Genomic DNA, 15,231 nt, shown 5'->3' with positions numbered 1-15,231 from the left:
TCCGGGAACAATGCCCGGCAAGGCTCGTCCGAGGTGACCGCCGCAGACCATCGTTTTTGCGAACACTGCAAAACTGGATCCATGAACACAGGATCCAAGGACGCAGAGTTGGAGCAGGTTCTCGATGGCATCGGGCCCCGGCTGCGCCGACTTCGTCGGGAACGGGGACTCACGCTCGAAGCGCTCGCGGCCACGACCGGGATCTCGGTCAGCACGCTGTCGCGGGTGGAGTCGGGCAAGCGGCGCCCTACTCTGGACCTGCTCATCCCGCTGGCACGAGCGCACCACGTCGCACTCGACCAGCTGGTGGCTGCGCCGGCCAGCGGTGACCCACGGGTGCACCTGCGGCCCCTGCACAAGGAGCGCGGAAGCATCCTCGTGCCCCTGACGCAGTATCCGGGCCGGGTTCAGGTCTTCAAGCAGGTACTGGCACCCCGCCCGCCGGAGTTGGTCACCCATGAGGGCTACGAATGGCTCTATGTCCTGGCCGGTCGGCTACGGCTCATCCTCGGGGAAAGGGACTTCACCCTGCGGCCCGGTGAAGTGGCCGAGTTCGACACCACCGAACCTCATTGGTTCGGCCCTGCTGACACGAGCGCCGTGGAGATCCTGCACCTGTTCGGTCCACGAGGGGACCAAGCCGTCGTCCGCGCCGGAGCGTCCACAACCACCACCCCGCCGATGGCAACGAACCCACCGTCAGCGATGCCATGACCTGCAACGTCCAGGACGTGTCCGGCCGATCAGGGCTGTAGACAGTCGGGCATGACGCCCCGGGTGAAGGTCATCGTGGAGTTCTTCGTGGCGCCGGACGACACGTCGGCGGGCCATGGGGAGCGTTCTGGCTCCTTCCGGGTTCACGGGCTCGGCGCTCGTCCGCTGTCGCCTGTCGCGAGGGCCGGGCGCACGGGGCGTGACGGAAGGTTCTGCAATTCGACGATGAACTGGGCGCCGGTGAGCAGGGCGAGGTTGGACAGCCACAGCCAGATGAGGAAGACCACGGTTCCAGCAAGGGATCCGTAGAGCCTGCTGTACGTGCCGAGTGCGGAGCTGTAGAGCGTGAAGCCGCCGGAGACGGTCAGCCACAGCCCGGAGGCCAACGCTCCGCCCGCGAAGCTGTGACGGCGTCGGTGTGCCGGGGCGGGGCCGGTACGGAAGACGAGTACGACGAGTCCTGCGACGAGGCACAGGAGCAGCGGCCAGCGGGCGAGGCCCCAGATGAAGGCCGCGGTGGTGTCGAGGTGCAGCAGGCTGCCGACATGTCCTGCGAGTGGTCCGCTCAGCAGCAGGACGAGTGCGCTGACGACAAGGAGAGCGAGCAGCGCCAGGGCGGTGGCCACGATGCGGTGCGCTCTGCGCCAGGGCGAGCGGCGGTCGGGGAGGCCGTGGATACGATGCAGGGCGCGACGGAAGACGGCCAGATAGCTGCATGCGGACCACAGAGCGCTGATTGCGCCCGCGGCCATCAGTGTCCAGTTCGCGGAGTTCGGTGCGAACGCGCGCACGAGGAGGTCGTGGAGTTCGGCTCCGGACTGTCCGGGAGCGTATTGGGAGACGTGGACGATGAACGTCTCCGCGGTGTCCGGGCTGACAAGGCCGAAGGCCAGGACGATGACGAGCAGTGTGGGGAGAACCGTCAGGACGGCGTAGTAGGTCAGTGCGGCCGCGTCGTCCGTGAGGTCGTTGTTCCACATGGCCGCCGGAGTGCGGCGCAGAGCCGCCCACGAGAGGTGGCCGACCTGCCGGGGTCCGCTCAACGGTGACGTGCGATCGAGTTCGGCGGACATTCCCTATCCGGTCGGTGCAGTGGCTGGGCCTTGGGCGGGTGCGGACGGTACAGGGCCGCGGCGGCTGGGCTTGTGGGGTGAGGCCGGTAGGAATTTCACGTGCGGCCGTGGGTGTTGTGCCGGCCTGCAGCCATGCGATGGAGGAAGACCTGACGACCACAGGAGTGGATTCGGACGATACCTTCTCATGCGCGCACCTCTTCATTGTCGGGAGGTGCGCGGCATCGTGCACATACTCGTGTGCCGCGGGCCGTTGACCTGCGCGGTGGCAGGCTCACCGTTGACGCGGGCGACGGTATCGCCGGAGGGCCGACGGTCGGCGAGCCGGTGTCGAGCGTGTGACCAGGGGCGGCCGGAGAAGTGCCGTTGTGCCGGCACCGTCGGGGCGAGCTGCAGTTCCACCGTGGATGTCTCTCACGTTCCGACCGGGCCACCATGCGGGGTGTTGCCGGCGTAGTCGGCGGCGAACTGGATGTGGTGGTTCGTGGAATAGCTGCTCTGCCTGCGTAGGTCGCCATGTTGTCGAGCAGCCACGCGGTGGCGTCGTCACGTTGCTGCCGCCACCGGTCCGGTCCGCCCGAAGTCGGCGACGTATGGCCGGCGTCCGGTCAGGGTCGTCGCCTGCCGGAGTCGGCATGCGCTGCGACAGCGAGCGGGGAGAGATGATTTTTGCGTCAGCACTCGCTGAATGTGTCGCGGGCGGCGTGGACATCTCCCACCATCTTCTACGGGCTTCCCTGCGGCGACCCGGGCCCGGCTCGCCGCAGCCGCGGCACGGGCGGACGCAGGCAGGGAGATGACGTCGACGGCCACGTCGGATCGCCGCCCGCAAGGCCCGCCTGCCCAAGCACAGGACCCGTCCTCTCGCTCAGCTGCCTGGGGGGAACGCGAGTGCGATCCTCCCCTTCAAGGCGGACGCCGGCTGACAGGAATGGCCGACGTTGTGGCCAATCCGGCCTGAACCCGCATGGAGGCGGAGTGGGGGCAGCGTCCGGGCGCTGCCCCGTCAGGCATGTCCGACCAGCCCCGCTCAGCGCCTCGCTCGGCGCAGCCAGCCCAGTGCCCCGCGGGGCTCGGGCAGTTTCGCCGGGCTGTCGGCGTCCTGGCCGGTGCTGTGGGGCTGCACGTCCTTCAGGCGCGCGTCCCAGGGGCCGTCCGCCACGGACAGGTAGACCAGGAGCGGGCCCTCGGGCAGCGGCAAGGTCTCCTTGCGCGCGCCGATTTCATTGACGGCGGCTCTTCCGGGACTGGGAAGCGTGGTGGGGTCCGTGTGCCCCGCCAACCGGTAGAGGTAGACGATGAAATTGCTGGTGCCCTTGAAGCGGAAGGTGACGTCGGCGGTCCCTCGGGTGTGGAGCAGGACGTCGGGTCCCCAGCTCTCCAGCGGGTCCTTCGACAGGTGCCCGGCCTCCGCCAGTGGCAGGATCCGCACCTGCCAGGAATCGCTCGCCTCCAGCCGCAGGCGCAGCCGCCCGTGCTCGGGGACGGAGGCGATCACCCGGCCCCGGAAGTCCTTCTCCGTGGTGTTGACGAGTGGACGCCCCTTGGCGTTGGCATCGTCGAGGCGCCACAGCCCCGTGTAGCCGCCGCCCTTCACGGCCAGTTCGACCATGACGGGGCCGGGCGGGAGATCCTTCACGGTGATGACGTCGTTGTCCCGGCCGGTGACGGTGCGCGGCGTGAAGACGGGCCCGCACGTCCAGGCCGACGGGTCGGGCCGTGGCGCGGGCGGGGCCTGCGGCTGGGTCTGGGCCGGCGCCTGGGGCTGGGCGTGCACCTGGGCCCGGGCCTGGGTTTGGGCCTCGGCCAGGGCCCGGATCTGGTCCGGGGTCATGTCCAGGAGCTGGTCCCGGGTGAGGCGCAGGCCGGGAGCCGGGGCCTGGGCCGGAGCAGCGGGCTGGGCCTGAGCCGGGGCAGCTGGCGGGGCAGGCCTCGGGATCCGTTCCAGGGCCTCCCGCGACTCCTCGCCGACGTCCACCCCGTGGTCCACCGCGAGACCCGTCAGCCCGTCCACGTACCCCTGGCCGACCGCGCGGAACTTCCAGCCGCCGGATCGGCGGTACAGCTCCGCGAGGACCATCGCCGTCTCGCCGCCGACGTCGGTCACCTCGTACCCCACGACCGTCGCGCCGTCGGGCCCGAAGACCTCCACGGAGAGTCCGCTCACGTCCCGCAGCGCGCCCTCCTCCGTCGACGCGACGACGAGGACGCGGGTGATCTCCTCCTCAACCGAGGTGAGGCCCGTCTCCAGCCACGCCGTGCCGTCCTCGCCGGCGAACATCCTTACCGCGCCCGACGGGTGCGCCGGAGCGCCGTCGAACACGATGTCTGCGTCACCCCGGACCCGGCCCTGATCCGTCACGAGCAGCGCCGCGACGTCGACGCCGTTCCGGACGGCGACACGCAGTGCCGCCGTCGGGACGAAAGCGTTGTCTCCCTTGATCAATCCCCTGAGCATGAACGGATCTTGCGCGCCATGGGCGAACTTACGCAAGACCCCAGGTGCGGACGCGCGGCGCCCAGCGAAGGAGAACGAGATGAATACGACCGACGATCCGGCTGGGGTGAAATGCTGACCGTCTGAAACGCCGGCACGCTCCACTTCTCCAAGTGCACCGGAAACGGCGGCGCGCATCAGCTTGCGGCTGACCGGCCACTCCGCTCTCGCGGAGAGGACCGCGGGACGATCTGCTGGTGATCGCACTCCACCCCGGCTCCGCCGGCGGCCGGTGACCCGCAGCCGCACGTTCGTAGGGGTGTCCACCCTGATGGCCGCGGTTCCACCTGGCGCAAGGCGGGTCCGTCATTGTCACTACTGTTTCCGTCATGCGCATGAAGATGATCGCGGCTGCCGGATGCCTCGGGCTGCTGCTTACGGGCTGCGGAGCCGGCGCGGACGACGACTCAACGCCGAAGCCGGCCTATGCAGAGCTACCGCAGAAGGTCGTGAAGCCGGTACCCGAACCGACGGGGGAACTGCAGCCGTCGCCGCCGCCAGGTGCGGCCTTTCACGAGATCGTCGCCTTCGGCTTGCGCGAGAAGGTCCTCGACATGGTCAACACGGACGGGACGACAACGGCCCGATGCCCTGCGTCTCTGAAGCAGAGGGAAGGGGCGAAGGCGGTGTGCGAGAGCACATGGGAGGGCCTGAAGATCGAGTGGGACATCCTCGCGTACACCAAGCCGGACGCTCCGAACGACGTGAAGTGGGGCGCTGAACCGCGCATGGCGATCCTCACGCGGGACGGTGCCGCAAACGCCGTCTACGGCTACTTCCTGCCCGATCTCGTGCGCTGCAACAACATTCCCGAGGCCGTTCTCGTCCCCATCGAGCGGAAGATGCCGGAGTACACCTGCCAGACCGTGACGGGCGGCAGAGCAGGCAAGCCCATGCCCGTACGAGTCACCTTGAGCGGCCCATACTTCCACTGTCAGGTGAGAAGAGAGGTCCATGGATGCGGCTGAATCGGCAGCGGGGCCGACCTCGGCCTTCTTCGCAGAGAAGGAGGCCGGCCCCTCAGCGTGTCCATGTGAGCGGCAGGCAGGGGTGCGCATCCTCCGTCCCGCCCATCCGCGATTCCTGCCGCTACCCAGGCATGCCCCACCGCCAGCCGCCTCGCTGATGGAGGCGGCACCGCCGGGGAGCCTCCTCCGGATGATGCACCACAGGTGACAGTCTGTATCGGTGGCTGATCACCCGACGCACTACCCGGGCCGTAGCGCTGTGCACGAGGTGTCCATCCGAGCGGAAGCCGAACGGCCCGTGTCCCTGCCGCTCTCTTGGCCCTCGTCGCCGCCGGGTTCGCAGCAGGCGGGGGTCTCCTTCGCTGCGACCTGCGCTGTGGCGTCAACCTACCTAGCCGCCTTGCTTGGGCTCAGGTTGAAGCAGGGGCCCGCAAGCTCCTGGTGCAGCACTTGGAGTCTGATCAGGCGGCTGGTCTGAGAGTGCCGGGTGCTCGGTCTGCTGACGGCTCCTGACGAACCTCGTGCCTCAGCCGTCGCGGTCCAGGCTGAAGCCGCGGTCCTGAATCACCGGGAACGTCTTCTGCGCAGACGCAAGCCACGCATCGATCTCGTCGTGGGAGGACCGGATGGCGCTGATCAGTTCCACAACGGCGTCCAGCTTCTGCCTGCCCACGTTCAGGCGCAGTTCCTCAAGCGAGACTTCCTGGTACGGCATGGTCAGCTGCCACCAGAAACGCATCAGGTAGCGGCACTCCTGCTGCTCCCGGTCATCCGCGAGGCGACTGTGAACGACTGCTTGGACGCACTTCCGCTGGTCGTCATCGCGAAAGCCGTCCCTCAGGTCAGTCAAAGTCACAGTCGGACAGTACCAACCGCGCGCACCAACAGGGGCTTTGAGATCTTCCGTCAGGAGTCTTGGAGGCCCGCTGTCAGAGGGTGTTGGCAAGATCGTGCCATGGATCGCACACGTAGCACCCCGTCGCGGCCGGTCGACATCGCCGCGATCTTCCCCGCGCTGGCTCCCCTGGCCCGCCCAGCGGTCAGGCTGCACCCACGTCCCGGCTCTCCCACCGTGCACGACAGCTCGATCGGCGGGCCCCTGCTGTGGCCCACAAGGCAACCCTGGCCTGACTGCCGCATCGGGCACCACGGCCCGCATCCCCTGGTTCCCGTGGCCCAGTTGTACGCGCGGGACATACCCCTGCTGCGGCCGCCCGGGCGAACCGACCTGCTCCAGGTCCTGTGGTGCCCTTCGGAGCACGAACCGGACTCAAGCATTCCGATCGAACTGTCCTGGCGGACCGCCGCAGATGTCACCGACGTGCTGGCCACGCCGCCCGAGCCGTTCGACGCGGACGAGGACCTCTACGTGCCTGAGCCGTGCGTGCTCGCGCCGGAGGAGGTCACCGAGTTCCCCGACTCCCTCGAACTCCCCGAGCAGTTGAAGCAGCAGATCACGGCCTCCGCGCCCTGGCGGGCGGCGGGCATCGCTGTCGACGATGCCTACCCGCAGGAGCTCTACGACAACGCGCTGTCCCACGCCCCCGGCTGGAAGATCGGTGGCTAGTGCCTGGGCCAGCAACTGGCCCGTGTCGAGATGCGCGTGGCCCTGCCCGCGCTCCTCACCCGGTTCCCGACCCTGCGCCTGGCCGTCCCGGCCGATGACGTGCCCCTGCGCACGGACATGAACATCTACGGTGTGCACCGCCTCCCCGTGACCTGGGACGGGAAGTAGCGCCATGGAACTGAGCATCGTGCGCGGACGCTGCCAGGGTGCCGGGATGTGCGTCCTGACCGCACCCGAGGTGTTCGACCAGGACGAGGCCGACGGCCGCGTCGTCCTTCTCGAGGCCACCCCGCTCGCCGCGCGGCGAGCGGCCGCCCGAGAGGCCGCCGAGCTGTGCCCGGCGAGCGCCATCGCCGTCGCCGGGCCCCGAGGTCCCGCGGGCCGGGCTCTGATGTAGCGGACCGGTTCCGGTGCAGCGGACCGGCCCGGCCGTCGCCCCGGTTCCACCGACGCGCCCGGTTCCGCCGTCGCGCCCGGGCCGCCTGCCGACCCGGGCGCGACCCCGTCGGGGCCGCGCGCCCATCACTCGCCGGGATTCCTCTCGTACGGGTGCGAAACCTCATCTGGCCTGCGCGGATACCGAAGTGATCCCCCGCACACACCGCCCGGTAGGTGCCCTGCCGCGTGCTAGCGTCCGCGAGCGTGACAGCCGCCTTCGGCGGGCCCGGGCCCGCGTCCCCCACCGATCCGGCCGGAGCCTGCCCGTACGGTCGGACGACCGGCGCTTCGCTCCTCCCGCCGCACGAGGCGACCGGCGAGCTCGGGGCGCTCGACCTGTTCGGCACGGGTTTCGTCCGCGACCCCTACCCCTGGCTCGACACGCTGCGGGCCGAGGCCCCCGTCCACCACGACCCGGCGACCGGGCTGTGGCTCGTCAGCCGGTACGACGACATCCGCCGGGTCCTGCTGGACCCGGCGGTCTTCCGTCCCGACAACGCGCAGCACGCCATCACCCCGCTGGGTGTTCCGGCGCTCCGGCTGCTCGCCCGAGCGGGGTTCCGGGTCCGCCCCGCACTCGCCAACAACGGCAGCGAGACCCACGCCGGCCTGCGCCGCGTGGTCACCCGGTTCTTCAACGCCCAGCGGGTCGCCGCGGCCGTCCCCGTGATCGAACGGGTCGCCGACGAGCTGCTCGACACGGTGGGGACCGAGATCGACGCAGACGGCGGCAGCGACCTCTTCGGCGCGTTCGCCCACACCCTGCCCTGCCGGGTCATGATGGAGCTGCTCGGCATCGACGGACTCGACACCGCGACCCTGGTCCGCTGGAGCGACGCTTCGCTCGAACTGTTCTGGGGGCGTCCGACTCCCGAGCGCCAGCTCGAACTCTCCACTCTGGTCGCCGAGTTCCATCGGTGGCTCACCGCGGTCGTGAGCGACCGGACGGCACCCGAGGACAGTTTCGTCGGCGCGCTGGTCCGCCACAGGCTGCCCGACGGGAAGCTGCTCGACGTGCAGACGGCGGTCGGCGCGTGCTTCTTCGTGTTCGTGGCCGGGCAGTCGACGACCGGCCAGCTCATCGCCACCGTCCTGCGCGGCGCGCTCGAGGAGTCGGGCATCTGGCAACGCGCCGCACACGAGGAGGGGCTCGCGCGGGCGTGGGTCGAGGAGGTGCTGCGCCGTGAGCCTCCCGTCACCACCTGGCGCCGTGTCACCGAACGGTCGGTGGAGCTCGGCGGAGTACGGCTCCCCGCCGGCGCGGAACTCCTGCTGATGCTCATGGGCAGCGGCTCCGACCCCGCGGTCTTCGACGCCCCGGAGGAGATGCGGCCGTACCGCGCCAACGCCCGTCACCATCTGGCGTTCGGTGTGGGCCGTCACCGCTGCCCGGGCGCCTCTCTGGCCCGTACGGAGGCGGCCGTCGCCCTCCGCGCGGCGGCCCGCCGCTTCCCCGGCCTTCGCCTCACCCCCGACGCCCCTCCCCCACCGGTCCTCGACCTGCTGTCGTTCCGCGCCCCGCTCAGGGTCCCGGTCTCCCCGTGAGGCCGTGCGCCTCGGTGTGACACGCGCGTTCCTCGGCGTGGGCCGCCGTCCCGCCGCGCCGTCGGATCTTGCCCGGCGGCACAGGGCTCCATGACACTGGTGTCCCATAGGGACGGACCTGACATGACGGGTGGGAGAAACACGTGGGCGCTGCCAGGATCGCGATCGTGACGAGCCAGGAGTACGCGAACCTCGACGAGGAGCTTCCGCTGATCGTGGACGCGCTGCGGGCCGACGGCCTCGCCGCGGAGGCGGTGTCCTGGGAGGACGACACCGTGGACTGGGGCGGCTTCGACCTGGCCGTCATCCGGTCGACGTGGAACTACGCGGACCGGCTCGCCGACTTCGTGTCGTGGGCCGAGGCGACGGGCCGCGCGACCCGGCTGCACAACGCCGCGGGGGTCGTTCGCTGGAGCAGCGACAAGCGGTATCTGGCGGCGCTGGCGGAGCGCGGCGTGTCCGTGGTGCCCACGCGGTTCGTCGAACCCGGCGAGCAGGTGCCCTCCGCGTACGTCGATGCCCCCGAAGGGGTCGTGGTGAAGCCGACGGTCTCCTTGGGCGCCCGTGACACCGCGCGCTACGAGCCCGGGCGGGAGGCGGACGCCATCGCCCATGCCCGGATGCTGCTCGACCAGGGACGGGCCGTCATGGTCCAGCCGTACCTCCCGCTGGTGGCGGAGGGAGAGCGCGCCCTGGTCTTCTTCGCCGGTGCCTTCAGTCACGCCATCCGCAAGGGGCAGGTGCTGACCGAGCCCAACGTGATCGACAACGCCCGGACGCCGCATCCGGACGTCGTTCCGTACCAGCCCACCGATGCCGAACTCCGTACGGCGCTGGAAGCGTTGGCCGTGGTCCCGGGCGGAGAGACGCCGCTGGTCGCCCGCGTGGACCTGGCGCTCGACTCGTCGAGAGTTCCCGTGATCATGGAGTTGGAGCTCATCGAACCGTACCTGTTCCTGGGGACGAACCCGGAGGGCCTGAAGCGCTTCGTCGAGGCGGTGGTCACCGAGAGCCGCCGGTAGGGGATGGGGGCTGCCGGCAGGAGTGACCGGCTCGGGCGGATCTGCCAGCCACCGTACGGTCGTCGCTGGGGGATCTTGCATGATGGCCGGCATGAACACGGAAACCTGCGACCCGGTCGAGCTGGCCGCCCTGCGCCAGATCTGCGCGTCCCACCCCGAGGCCGCGCCGCCGGCCGGCTGGGAGGCGGTGCGGTCCTTCGAGGTGGAGCACGGCATCGTGCTTCCGGAGCCGTACCGCACGTTCGTGGCAGAGGTCTGCGACGGACTGCGCGCCGGGCCGCCCTACTACGGCCTCCTGCCTCTCGCGCAGACGCCGCCGGACTGGGGCTCCGATCGCCCTGACCGCCTGCTCGCCGAGCCCTTTCCGCTCACCGCGGCCTGGCTGTGGGAGGCGGACGACCACGAGGAGGCGCTGTCGGTGGAGGAGTTCGAGGCGCGGACGGACCCCGTGTTCGACCACGGCTCGTTGCTGCTGGGCACCGACGGCTGCGGCATGTATTGGCACTTGATCGTCACCGGCCCGCATCGTGGTCACGTCTGGCAGATCGCCGGCGAGGGCGCGATGCCTTTCGGCCCCGAAACGCCCGACGCCCTGATGCCCGGCATCCCCGGCTTCACGGGCTGGGTGACCCACTGGGCTCAGGGCCGCTCCTGGTTCGCGGACGAATGAGAGGTCATCTCATTCGGAGGCTACGTGTGGGGAATCTGCGACAAGTTGAGCCATCACGCTCAGGCGATGCCAGTATTCAGGGGCGTCCGCTTCGCCAAGGAGAGGTACGACCCGGTCTAGGCGGGCGATGCAGCGAAGCAGAGTGCTTCTCCCCCTTGCTTCGAGCTCGCCGCCGTTCTTGATCCACGTGAAAACACAGCCTGCGGTGTCCGAGTCCAGCATCACCAGGTCGAAGCCAGCCCGGTCCGCTCCAGCCAGTCCGGGAGGAAACGGCAACTCCATGAACTCTTGGTACAGGCGTGATACGGCCTCAACCGCAGTTTCTTCGCTCACGCGGACCATCATGGCGCAGCTTCCCAAACGCCCGGAGTCGTATGGAGCCTGCGGTAGCAGATGAGGGTGCAGGCGATGCCGGCAAGGGCGACACCAACCCTCTGGGAGCCCAGTACTGCCGTCGACTGCGCCAGCTCGCTGTGCTCGTGTCAAGGAATCCACCCAGCAGCAGCACATGAGACGACCCCTCAGGCGGGCAGCCGGGCGCATCGGCGGCATTGGCGGGCCGAGGGGGCCGTCAGGGCGTGCGATGCCGCTGCCAGTGCGCAGGCCAGCGCGATCAGGGGCCAGTTGGCGGCCAGGATCGCCGCCACGGCGAGCGTCAGGGTGGCCAGGGCCATCGCGATGCTCGCGGTGGTGCCGGTCCACGCGACGACGAGAGGCAGCCGGTGCGGCGTGGGGAGCCGTCGGGCCAGGGTGCCGGAGGCCGCCAGCATGGCCGCGGCGAGGAGTGCCGCGACGCCCGCGACGCCGGCCAGCGAGACCGCGAGGAGCTGGCCGGCTCCCGTTCCGCTGCTGAAGAGCGTGTACCAACAGGCGAGGAGGAAGGGCGCGGTGAGGACGACGGACCGGGCGGTGTGCCGGGCCTGGGCGATCGTCAGTTCGCGCTGGCACCCGGGCGCGAGCTCGTCCGGTGTGCCGAACTCCCGCACCGCCCGACGGACCGCCTCCTCATAGGGCGTTCCCTCACGGGTGTACGCCTCCGCCGTGTCGGCGAGCCCGTCGCGCAGTTCCTCGATCAGTCGCGCCTTGGCCCGGGCCGGGCCGTGCAGCGCGACCGCCAGATCGGCGGCGTACGCCTCGACGAGGTCGCCGGGGCGACCGGCGGCGCTCATGTGGCGGGCCGGGGAGAGGCGGCGGGGTTGAGGACGGAGCCGATCGCCGCCGTGAACTCGCGCCAGGCGGTCCGTTCGTCCGCGAGGGCGCCGCGGCCCGCGTCGGTGAGCGCGTAGCAGCGCCGTCGGCGTTCGCCGACCGAGTCCCAGCTGCTGCTCAGCAGCCCGATCCGCTCCAGCCGGTTGAGCGCCGGATAGATCGTGCCGGTCCGCAGATCGAGCGCGCCTCCGCTGCGCTGCTGGACCGCGGTGATGATCGCGTATCCGTGCAGTGGCCCCTGCTCCAGCACGGCCAGCAGGAGTCCGTCCAGGTGCCCTCGCACCGCATCCGCCCTCATAGGTAGGCAGCCTACACACTGGAAGAGTAGACGTGCTATCTATTGGCAGCCAACATATCGAGAACGGCCGGAGGGCCCCCATGACCAAGTTGCTGCTGTCCATACACGTCATCGCGGCGATTCTGGCGGTCGGACCGATCGCCGTGGCCGCCTCGATGTTCCCCCGGTTCGCGCGAGAGGCAGCGCCCAGCGGCACGGACGCCGGCACCGATGCCCCCGGCGAACGGACCCGCGCCTCGTCCGTCGCCGCGATCCTGCACCGGATCTGCCGCGGCTACGCCGTCGTGGGTGTCGCCGTTCCGGTCTTCGGGCTCGCGACCGCCCTTCAGCTCGGTGTGCTCACCGACGCCTGGCTGATCACGTCACTGGTACTGACGGCGCTCGCCGCGGCGATCCTCGCCCTCACCATCCTGCCCCGTCAGCAGCGCATGCTCGTGGGAGGGCCGGAGATGGCCGCCGACGGCGCGCCCCGGGCGCTCGCGGCGCGACTGGCCATGCTCACGGGGGTGTTCAACCTCCTGTGGGCGGTCGTCGTCGTCCTCATGATCGTCCGTCCCGGTTCGACCACGGGAGCGTGACGACCATGCGTACGCTGCGCATCGCCGCCGGGGTCGAGGCGTTCTCCCTCGTGGCCCTGCTGGTCAACCTCCTCACCGCGCACACGCCCGCCGTGTCGAGCCTCGTCGGCCCGCTGCACGGCACCGCGTATCTCGTGGTCATCGCGGCCGCCTGGCAGGTGTCCGACGCCGGTACGCCGGGCACCCGTCGGGCCGCCGTCGTCCCCGGAGTGGGCGGACTGCTCGCTCTGCGACGGCTGCGGACGGAGGGGAGGTAGGCGCACCGGATCCCCTCGGCGGCCTCGGGCGGCACCGGATGGTGTTGGCTGAGGAGGAACATCCGTCCCGGTCCGTACGAGGAGCCGCCATGCCCGCCGCCGAGCAGCCGCCCGCGCCCCACCGCAACACCCGCCCTCCGGCCGCGCAGGCTTCCCTGGGCGCGGGCGTCGTGGTGACCGACGAGCGCGGGCGGGTCCCCCTGGGGCTGCACCCCACGGGTTCGTGGGAGCTGCCGGGCGGCAAGGTGGACCCCGGGGAGTCCATCGAGGAGGCGGCGGTCCGTGAACTCGCCGAGGAGACCACGCTCATGGCCGCCGCCGCCGACGTCGAGGTCATCGGGTTCCTGCTCGACACGCTCACCTCGACGGAGCCGACCCGGATGACGGCGGTGGCCGTCGTACGGGCCTTCGAAGGGACCCCGGCCGTGGCGGAGCCGGACAAGATCCGTCGCTGGGAGTGGACCCCGACCGACCGTCTCCCCGCGGAGCTGTTCACCCCCTCCGCCCAGGCTCTGAGGATCTGGCGCCCCGAACTCCCCCTCACCGAGGCCCCGTTCCACCGCTACCGCGTGACACCGTCACGCTGACCCGCGGTCCGGGTACCTCACCCTCGGACCTCGGCGATCACGGCGTACCGCTCGTCGTCCACCCGCTTGCCCCACAGGTCGTCGTCCCCCTCGCCGTCCAGCCGCTCGACGCGCAGCCGGGAGACGAGGGGGCGGACCGTCTCGGCCAGCTCCTCGGCCCCGATCCCTCCACACCACGGAAGCGTCTCGGGCCCGGCGACGTACGCGCCGCCCTGCCCCGACTCCCGCCAGCGGCCCTCGACGAGGACCAGCCGACCCCGCGGCCGGAGCCGGCCGATCCACTCGCGCAGCGCGGCCACCGGATCAGGGAGGGTCCAGAGCAGGTGGCGGGACAGCGCGACGTCGAAGCGCCGCTCCCCGGTCGGCGGCGCCATGGCGTCGCCGGTCAGAAAGCCCGCCGGGAGACGGGCGGCAGCAAGTTTCGCTTGGGCCCGCTCCACCATCTTCGGCGCCAGGTCGACGCCGGTCACGCGATGCCCCGCCTCGGCCAGGAGCAGGGAGAGCGATCCCGTACCGCAGCCGATGTCGAGGACGTCGGCCGGGCCGGGCGGCATCCAGTCGCCCAGCCGCCGGGCCCAGGCGGCACGGGTGCCGGCGGCCCGCAGGCCGTGGTCCGGTTCGTCGTCGAAGGCCGCGGCGGCGGCGTCCCAGTAGGTGCTGATCGATGCGGGGCTGACAGTCATCTCACGATGCTGGCACCAGCCACTGACACGGCGTCCCGCTCGACGCCCCCCTCACGCTATATTCAACGAGTTGAATAACAAACGTGTTGCATTCGACGCGACCGCGTGGCGCGGCGGCGTCGGACGGGACACGCGGGTCACGGAGGAGCGAAGCGTCCATGTACAACGGTCCGTACACGCGTTACGTCGCGCTGGGCGACAGCCAGTCCGAGGGGCTCGGGGACGGCGACGACACCACCGGGCTGCGCGGCTGCGCCGACCGGCTCGCGGAGCTGATCGCCGAGACCAGCCCCGGACTGACCTACGCCAATCTGGCCGTGCGCGGGAAGCTGGCCGGGCAGGTGCGGGCCGAGCAGCTCGGACCGGCCCTGGCGCTGCGTCCGGACGTGGCCACCGTGGTGGCGGGGATGAACGACCTGCTCCGGCCCCGCTTCGACGTCGACGAGGTGGTCGGCCATCTGGAGGCGATGTTCGCCGAACTCACCGCCCAGGGCGCGAGGGTGGCCACGGTGACGTTCCCGGACACCGCGCGCATGATCCCGATGGCCCGGCCCCTGACCGCCCGCGTCACCGCGCTCAACGCCGGTATCCGGGAGGCGGCCGGGCGGCACGGCGTCGCGGTCGCCGAGACCTACCCACACCCCGTCGTCACGGACTCGCGCCTGTGGAGCCCGGACCGGCTCCACGCCAGCCCGCTGGGTCATGAACGCATCGCCGCCGCGGTCGCCGACGCGCTGGAGCTGCCCGGCAGCAGCGACGCGTGGACCCGCCCGCTCCCGGCGCGTCCCGGCCCGCCACGGTCCGGCGCGCGGGCGGCGGTCGACGAGTTGCGGTGGGTCGGGTCCTTCCTGGGCCCGTGGCTCGGCCGTCGGCTCCGGGGCCGCTCCTCCGGGGAGGGCCGCACGGCCAAGCGCCCCGAGCCGACGCCGGTGCACTCGGCGGCGTGACACCCCCGGGAACGAAGCGCCCCGAGCCGACGCCGGTGCACTCATCGGCGGCGTGACACCCCCGGGAACGAGACGTCCGGCCGGCGGTGTGGGGCGGGGGGCGCCCAGCGGCGGGGGGGGGGCGCACCGGCACCCGGGGAGGAGCCCCAACGGTGCGGCGAGGCGGCCGAACGGGGGA

At 71.0% G+C, this 15,231-nt stretch carries 18 protein-coding genes and 1 pseudogene; 12 read left to right on the top strand and 7 right to left on the bottom strand.

Going from position 1 to position 15,231, the window contains the following annotated elements:
- Nucleotides 1-81: 81 nt before the first annotated feature.
- Nucleotides 82-714 carry a helix-turn-helix domain-containing protein gene (locus AB0D99_RS31655; protein WP_362370110.1) on the top strand — a complete coding sequence of 211 codons (633 nt, stop codon included), beginning with the start codon at nucleotides 82-84 and terminating at the stop codon, nucleotides 712-714.
- Nucleotides 715-857: 143 nt separating this feature from the next.
- Here the strand turns inward: AB0D99_RS31655 and AB0D99_RS31650 are convergent, their stop codons facing one another.
- Together AB0D99_RS31650 and AB0D99_RS31645 are read right to left on the bottom strand one after the other, a co-directional pair.
- On the bottom strand, nucleotides 858-1,694 hold the full coding sequence (locus AB0D99_RS31650; protein WP_362370219.1) for a YihY/virulence factor BrkB family protein: 837 nt from the start codon (nucleotides 1,692-1,694) through the stop codon (nucleotides 858-860).
- 1,123 nt (nucleotides 1,695-2,817) lie between these two features.
- Nucleotides 2,818-4,245 carry a TerD family protein gene (locus tag AB0D99_RS31645; protein ID WP_362370107.1) on the bottom strand — a complete coding sequence of 476 codons (1,428 nt, stop codon included), beginning with the start codon at nucleotides 4,243-4,245 and terminating at the stop codon, nucleotides 2,818-2,820.
- Nucleotides 4,246-4,613: 368 nt separating this feature from the next.
- Here AB0D99_RS31645 and AB0D99_RS31640 point away from each other — a divergent pair, with 368 nt between their 5' ends.
- Entirely contained in the window at nucleotides 4,614-5,252 is a 639-nt protein-coding gene (locus AB0D99_RS31640; protein WP_362370104.1) for a hypothetical protein, read from the top strand.
- 526 nt (nucleotides 5,253-5,778) lie between these two features.
- On the opposite strand, the gene AB0D99_RS31635 is transcribed toward AB0D99_RS31640, so the two are convergent.
- Nucleotides 5,779-6,108: a hypothetical protein gene (locus tag AB0D99_RS31635; protein WP_362370101.1), complete on the bottom strand. Its 330-nt coding sequence runs from the start codon at nucleotides 6,106-6,108 to the stop codon at nucleotides 5,779-5,781.
- Nucleotides 6,109-6,207: 99 nt separating this feature from the next.
- On the opposite strand from AB0D99_RS31635, the gene AB0D99_RS31630 reads away from it, so the two are divergent.
- From AB0D99_RS31630 to AB0D99_RS31605, 6 genes and pseudogenes are all read left to right on the top strand, one after another.
- On the top strand, nucleotides 6,208-6,819 hold the full coding sequence (locus AB0D99_RS31630) for a hypothetical protein (RefSeq protein ID WP_362370098.1): 612 nt from the start codon (nucleotides 6,208-6,210) through the stop codon (nucleotides 6,817-6,819).
- Nucleotides 6,820-6,987: pseudogene (locus tag AB0D99_RS31625) on the top strand (cytochrome P450); the annotation flags it as partial.
- A gap of 4 nt (nucleotides 6,988-6,991) precedes the next feature.
- Complete coding sequence (locus AB0D99_RS31620) at nucleotides 6,992-7,216, top strand: ferredoxin (protein ID WP_362370095.1); 225 nt, start codon at nucleotides 6,992-6,994, stop codon at nucleotides 7,214-7,216.
- A 245-nt stretch (nucleotides 7,217-7,461) separates the two neighbouring features.
- Entirely contained in the window at nucleotides 7,462-8,802 is a 1,341-nt protein-coding gene (locus AB0D99_RS31615) for a cytochrome P450 (RefSeq protein ID WP_362370092.1), read from the top strand.
- A 143-nt stretch (nucleotides 8,803-8,945) separates the two neighbouring features.
- A complete protein-coding gene (locus tag AB0D99_RS31610; protein WP_362370089.1) occupies nucleotides 8,946-9,824 on the top strand; it encodes a hypothetical protein in 879 nt (292 codons plus the stop codon).
- A 79-nt stretch (nucleotides 9,825-9,903) separates the two neighbouring features.
- Entirely contained in the window at nucleotides 9,904-10,494 is a 591-nt protein-coding gene (locus AB0D99_RS31605) for an SMI1/KNR4 family protein (protein WP_362370086.1), read from the top strand.
- A gap of 9 nt (nucleotides 10,495-10,503) precedes the next feature.
- Here AB0D99_RS31605 and AB0D99_RS31600 read toward each other — a convergent pair whose 3' ends face one another.
- The 3 genes from AB0D99_RS31600 to AB0D99_RS31590 form a co-directional block, all read right to left on the bottom strand.
- Nucleotides 10,504-10,827 carry a hypothetical protein gene (locus tag AB0D99_RS31600; RefSeq protein WP_362370083.1) on the bottom strand — a complete coding sequence of 108 codons (324 nt, stop codon included), beginning with the start codon at nucleotides 10,825-10,827 and terminating at the stop codon, nucleotides 10,504-10,506.
- Nucleotides 10,828-11,015: 188 nt separating this feature from the next.
- Nucleotides 11,016-11,663: a permease prefix domain 1-containing protein gene (locus tag AB0D99_RS31595; protein ID WP_362370080.1), complete on the bottom strand. Its 648-nt coding sequence runs from the start codon at nucleotides 11,661-11,663 to the stop codon at nucleotides 11,016-11,018.
- Complete coding sequence (locus AB0D99_RS31590; RefSeq protein WP_362370077.1) at nucleotides 11,660-12,001, bottom strand: helix-turn-helix transcriptional regulator; 342 nt, start codon at nucleotides 11,999-12,001, stop codon at nucleotides 11,660-11,662. Before AB0D99_RS31590 ends, AB0D99_RS31595 begins: the two co-directional genes overlap by 4 nt.
- 80 nt (nucleotides 12,002-12,081) lie before the next feature.
- Here AB0D99_RS31590 and AB0D99_RS31585 point away from each other — a divergent pair, with 80 nt between their 5' ends.
- From AB0D99_RS31585 to AB0D99_RS31575, 3 genes are all read left to right on the top strand, one after another.
- Nucleotides 12,082-12,579: a hypothetical protein gene (locus AB0D99_RS31585; RefSeq protein WP_362370074.1), complete on the top strand. Its 498-nt coding sequence runs from the start codon at nucleotides 12,082-12,084 to the stop codon at nucleotides 12,577-12,579.
- A 5-nt stretch (nucleotides 12,580-12,584) separates the two neighbouring features.
- Nucleotides 12,585-12,836 (top strand): DUF3817 domain-containing protein, encoded by a 252-nt coding sequence (locus AB0D99_RS31580; protein WP_362370216.1) that lies wholly within the window; start codon nucleotides 12,585-12,587, stop codon nucleotides 12,834-12,836.
- 89 nt (nucleotides 12,837-12,925) lie between these two features.
- The gene (locus AB0D99_RS31575) at nucleotides 12,926-13,423 is read left to right on the top strand and encodes an NUDIX domain-containing protein (protein ID WP_362370071.1); all 498 of its coding nucleotides are present in this window, start codon (nucleotides 12,926-12,928) and stop codon (nucleotides 13,421-13,423) included.
- A 17-nt stretch (nucleotides 13,424-13,440) separates the two neighbouring features.
- Here AB0D99_RS31575 and AB0D99_RS31570 read toward each other — a convergent pair whose 3' ends face one another.
- The gene (locus tag AB0D99_RS31570) at nucleotides 13,441-14,106 is read right to left on the bottom strand and encodes a class I SAM-dependent methyltransferase (protein WP_362370068.1); all 666 of its coding nucleotides are present in this window, start codon (nucleotides 14,104-14,106) and stop codon (nucleotides 13,441-13,443) included.
- Nucleotides 14,107-14,264: 158 nt separating this feature from the next.
- On the opposite strand from AB0D99_RS31570, the gene AB0D99_RS31565 reads away from it, so the two are divergent.
- Entirely contained in the window at nucleotides 14,265-15,053 is a 789-nt protein-coding gene (locus tag AB0D99_RS31565; RefSeq protein ID WP_362370065.1) for an SGNH/GDSL hydrolase family protein, read from the top strand.
- Nucleotides 15,054-15,231: the final 178 nt, after the last annotated feature.

Source organism: Streptomyces sp. NPDC047971 (genome assembly GCF_040653355.1).
In the GTDB taxonomy this organism is placed as follows: Bacteria; Actinomycetota; Actinomycetes; order Streptomycetales; family Streptomycetaceae; genus Streptomyces.
This window is presented reverse-complemented; position numbering and strand designations above follow the sequence as displayed.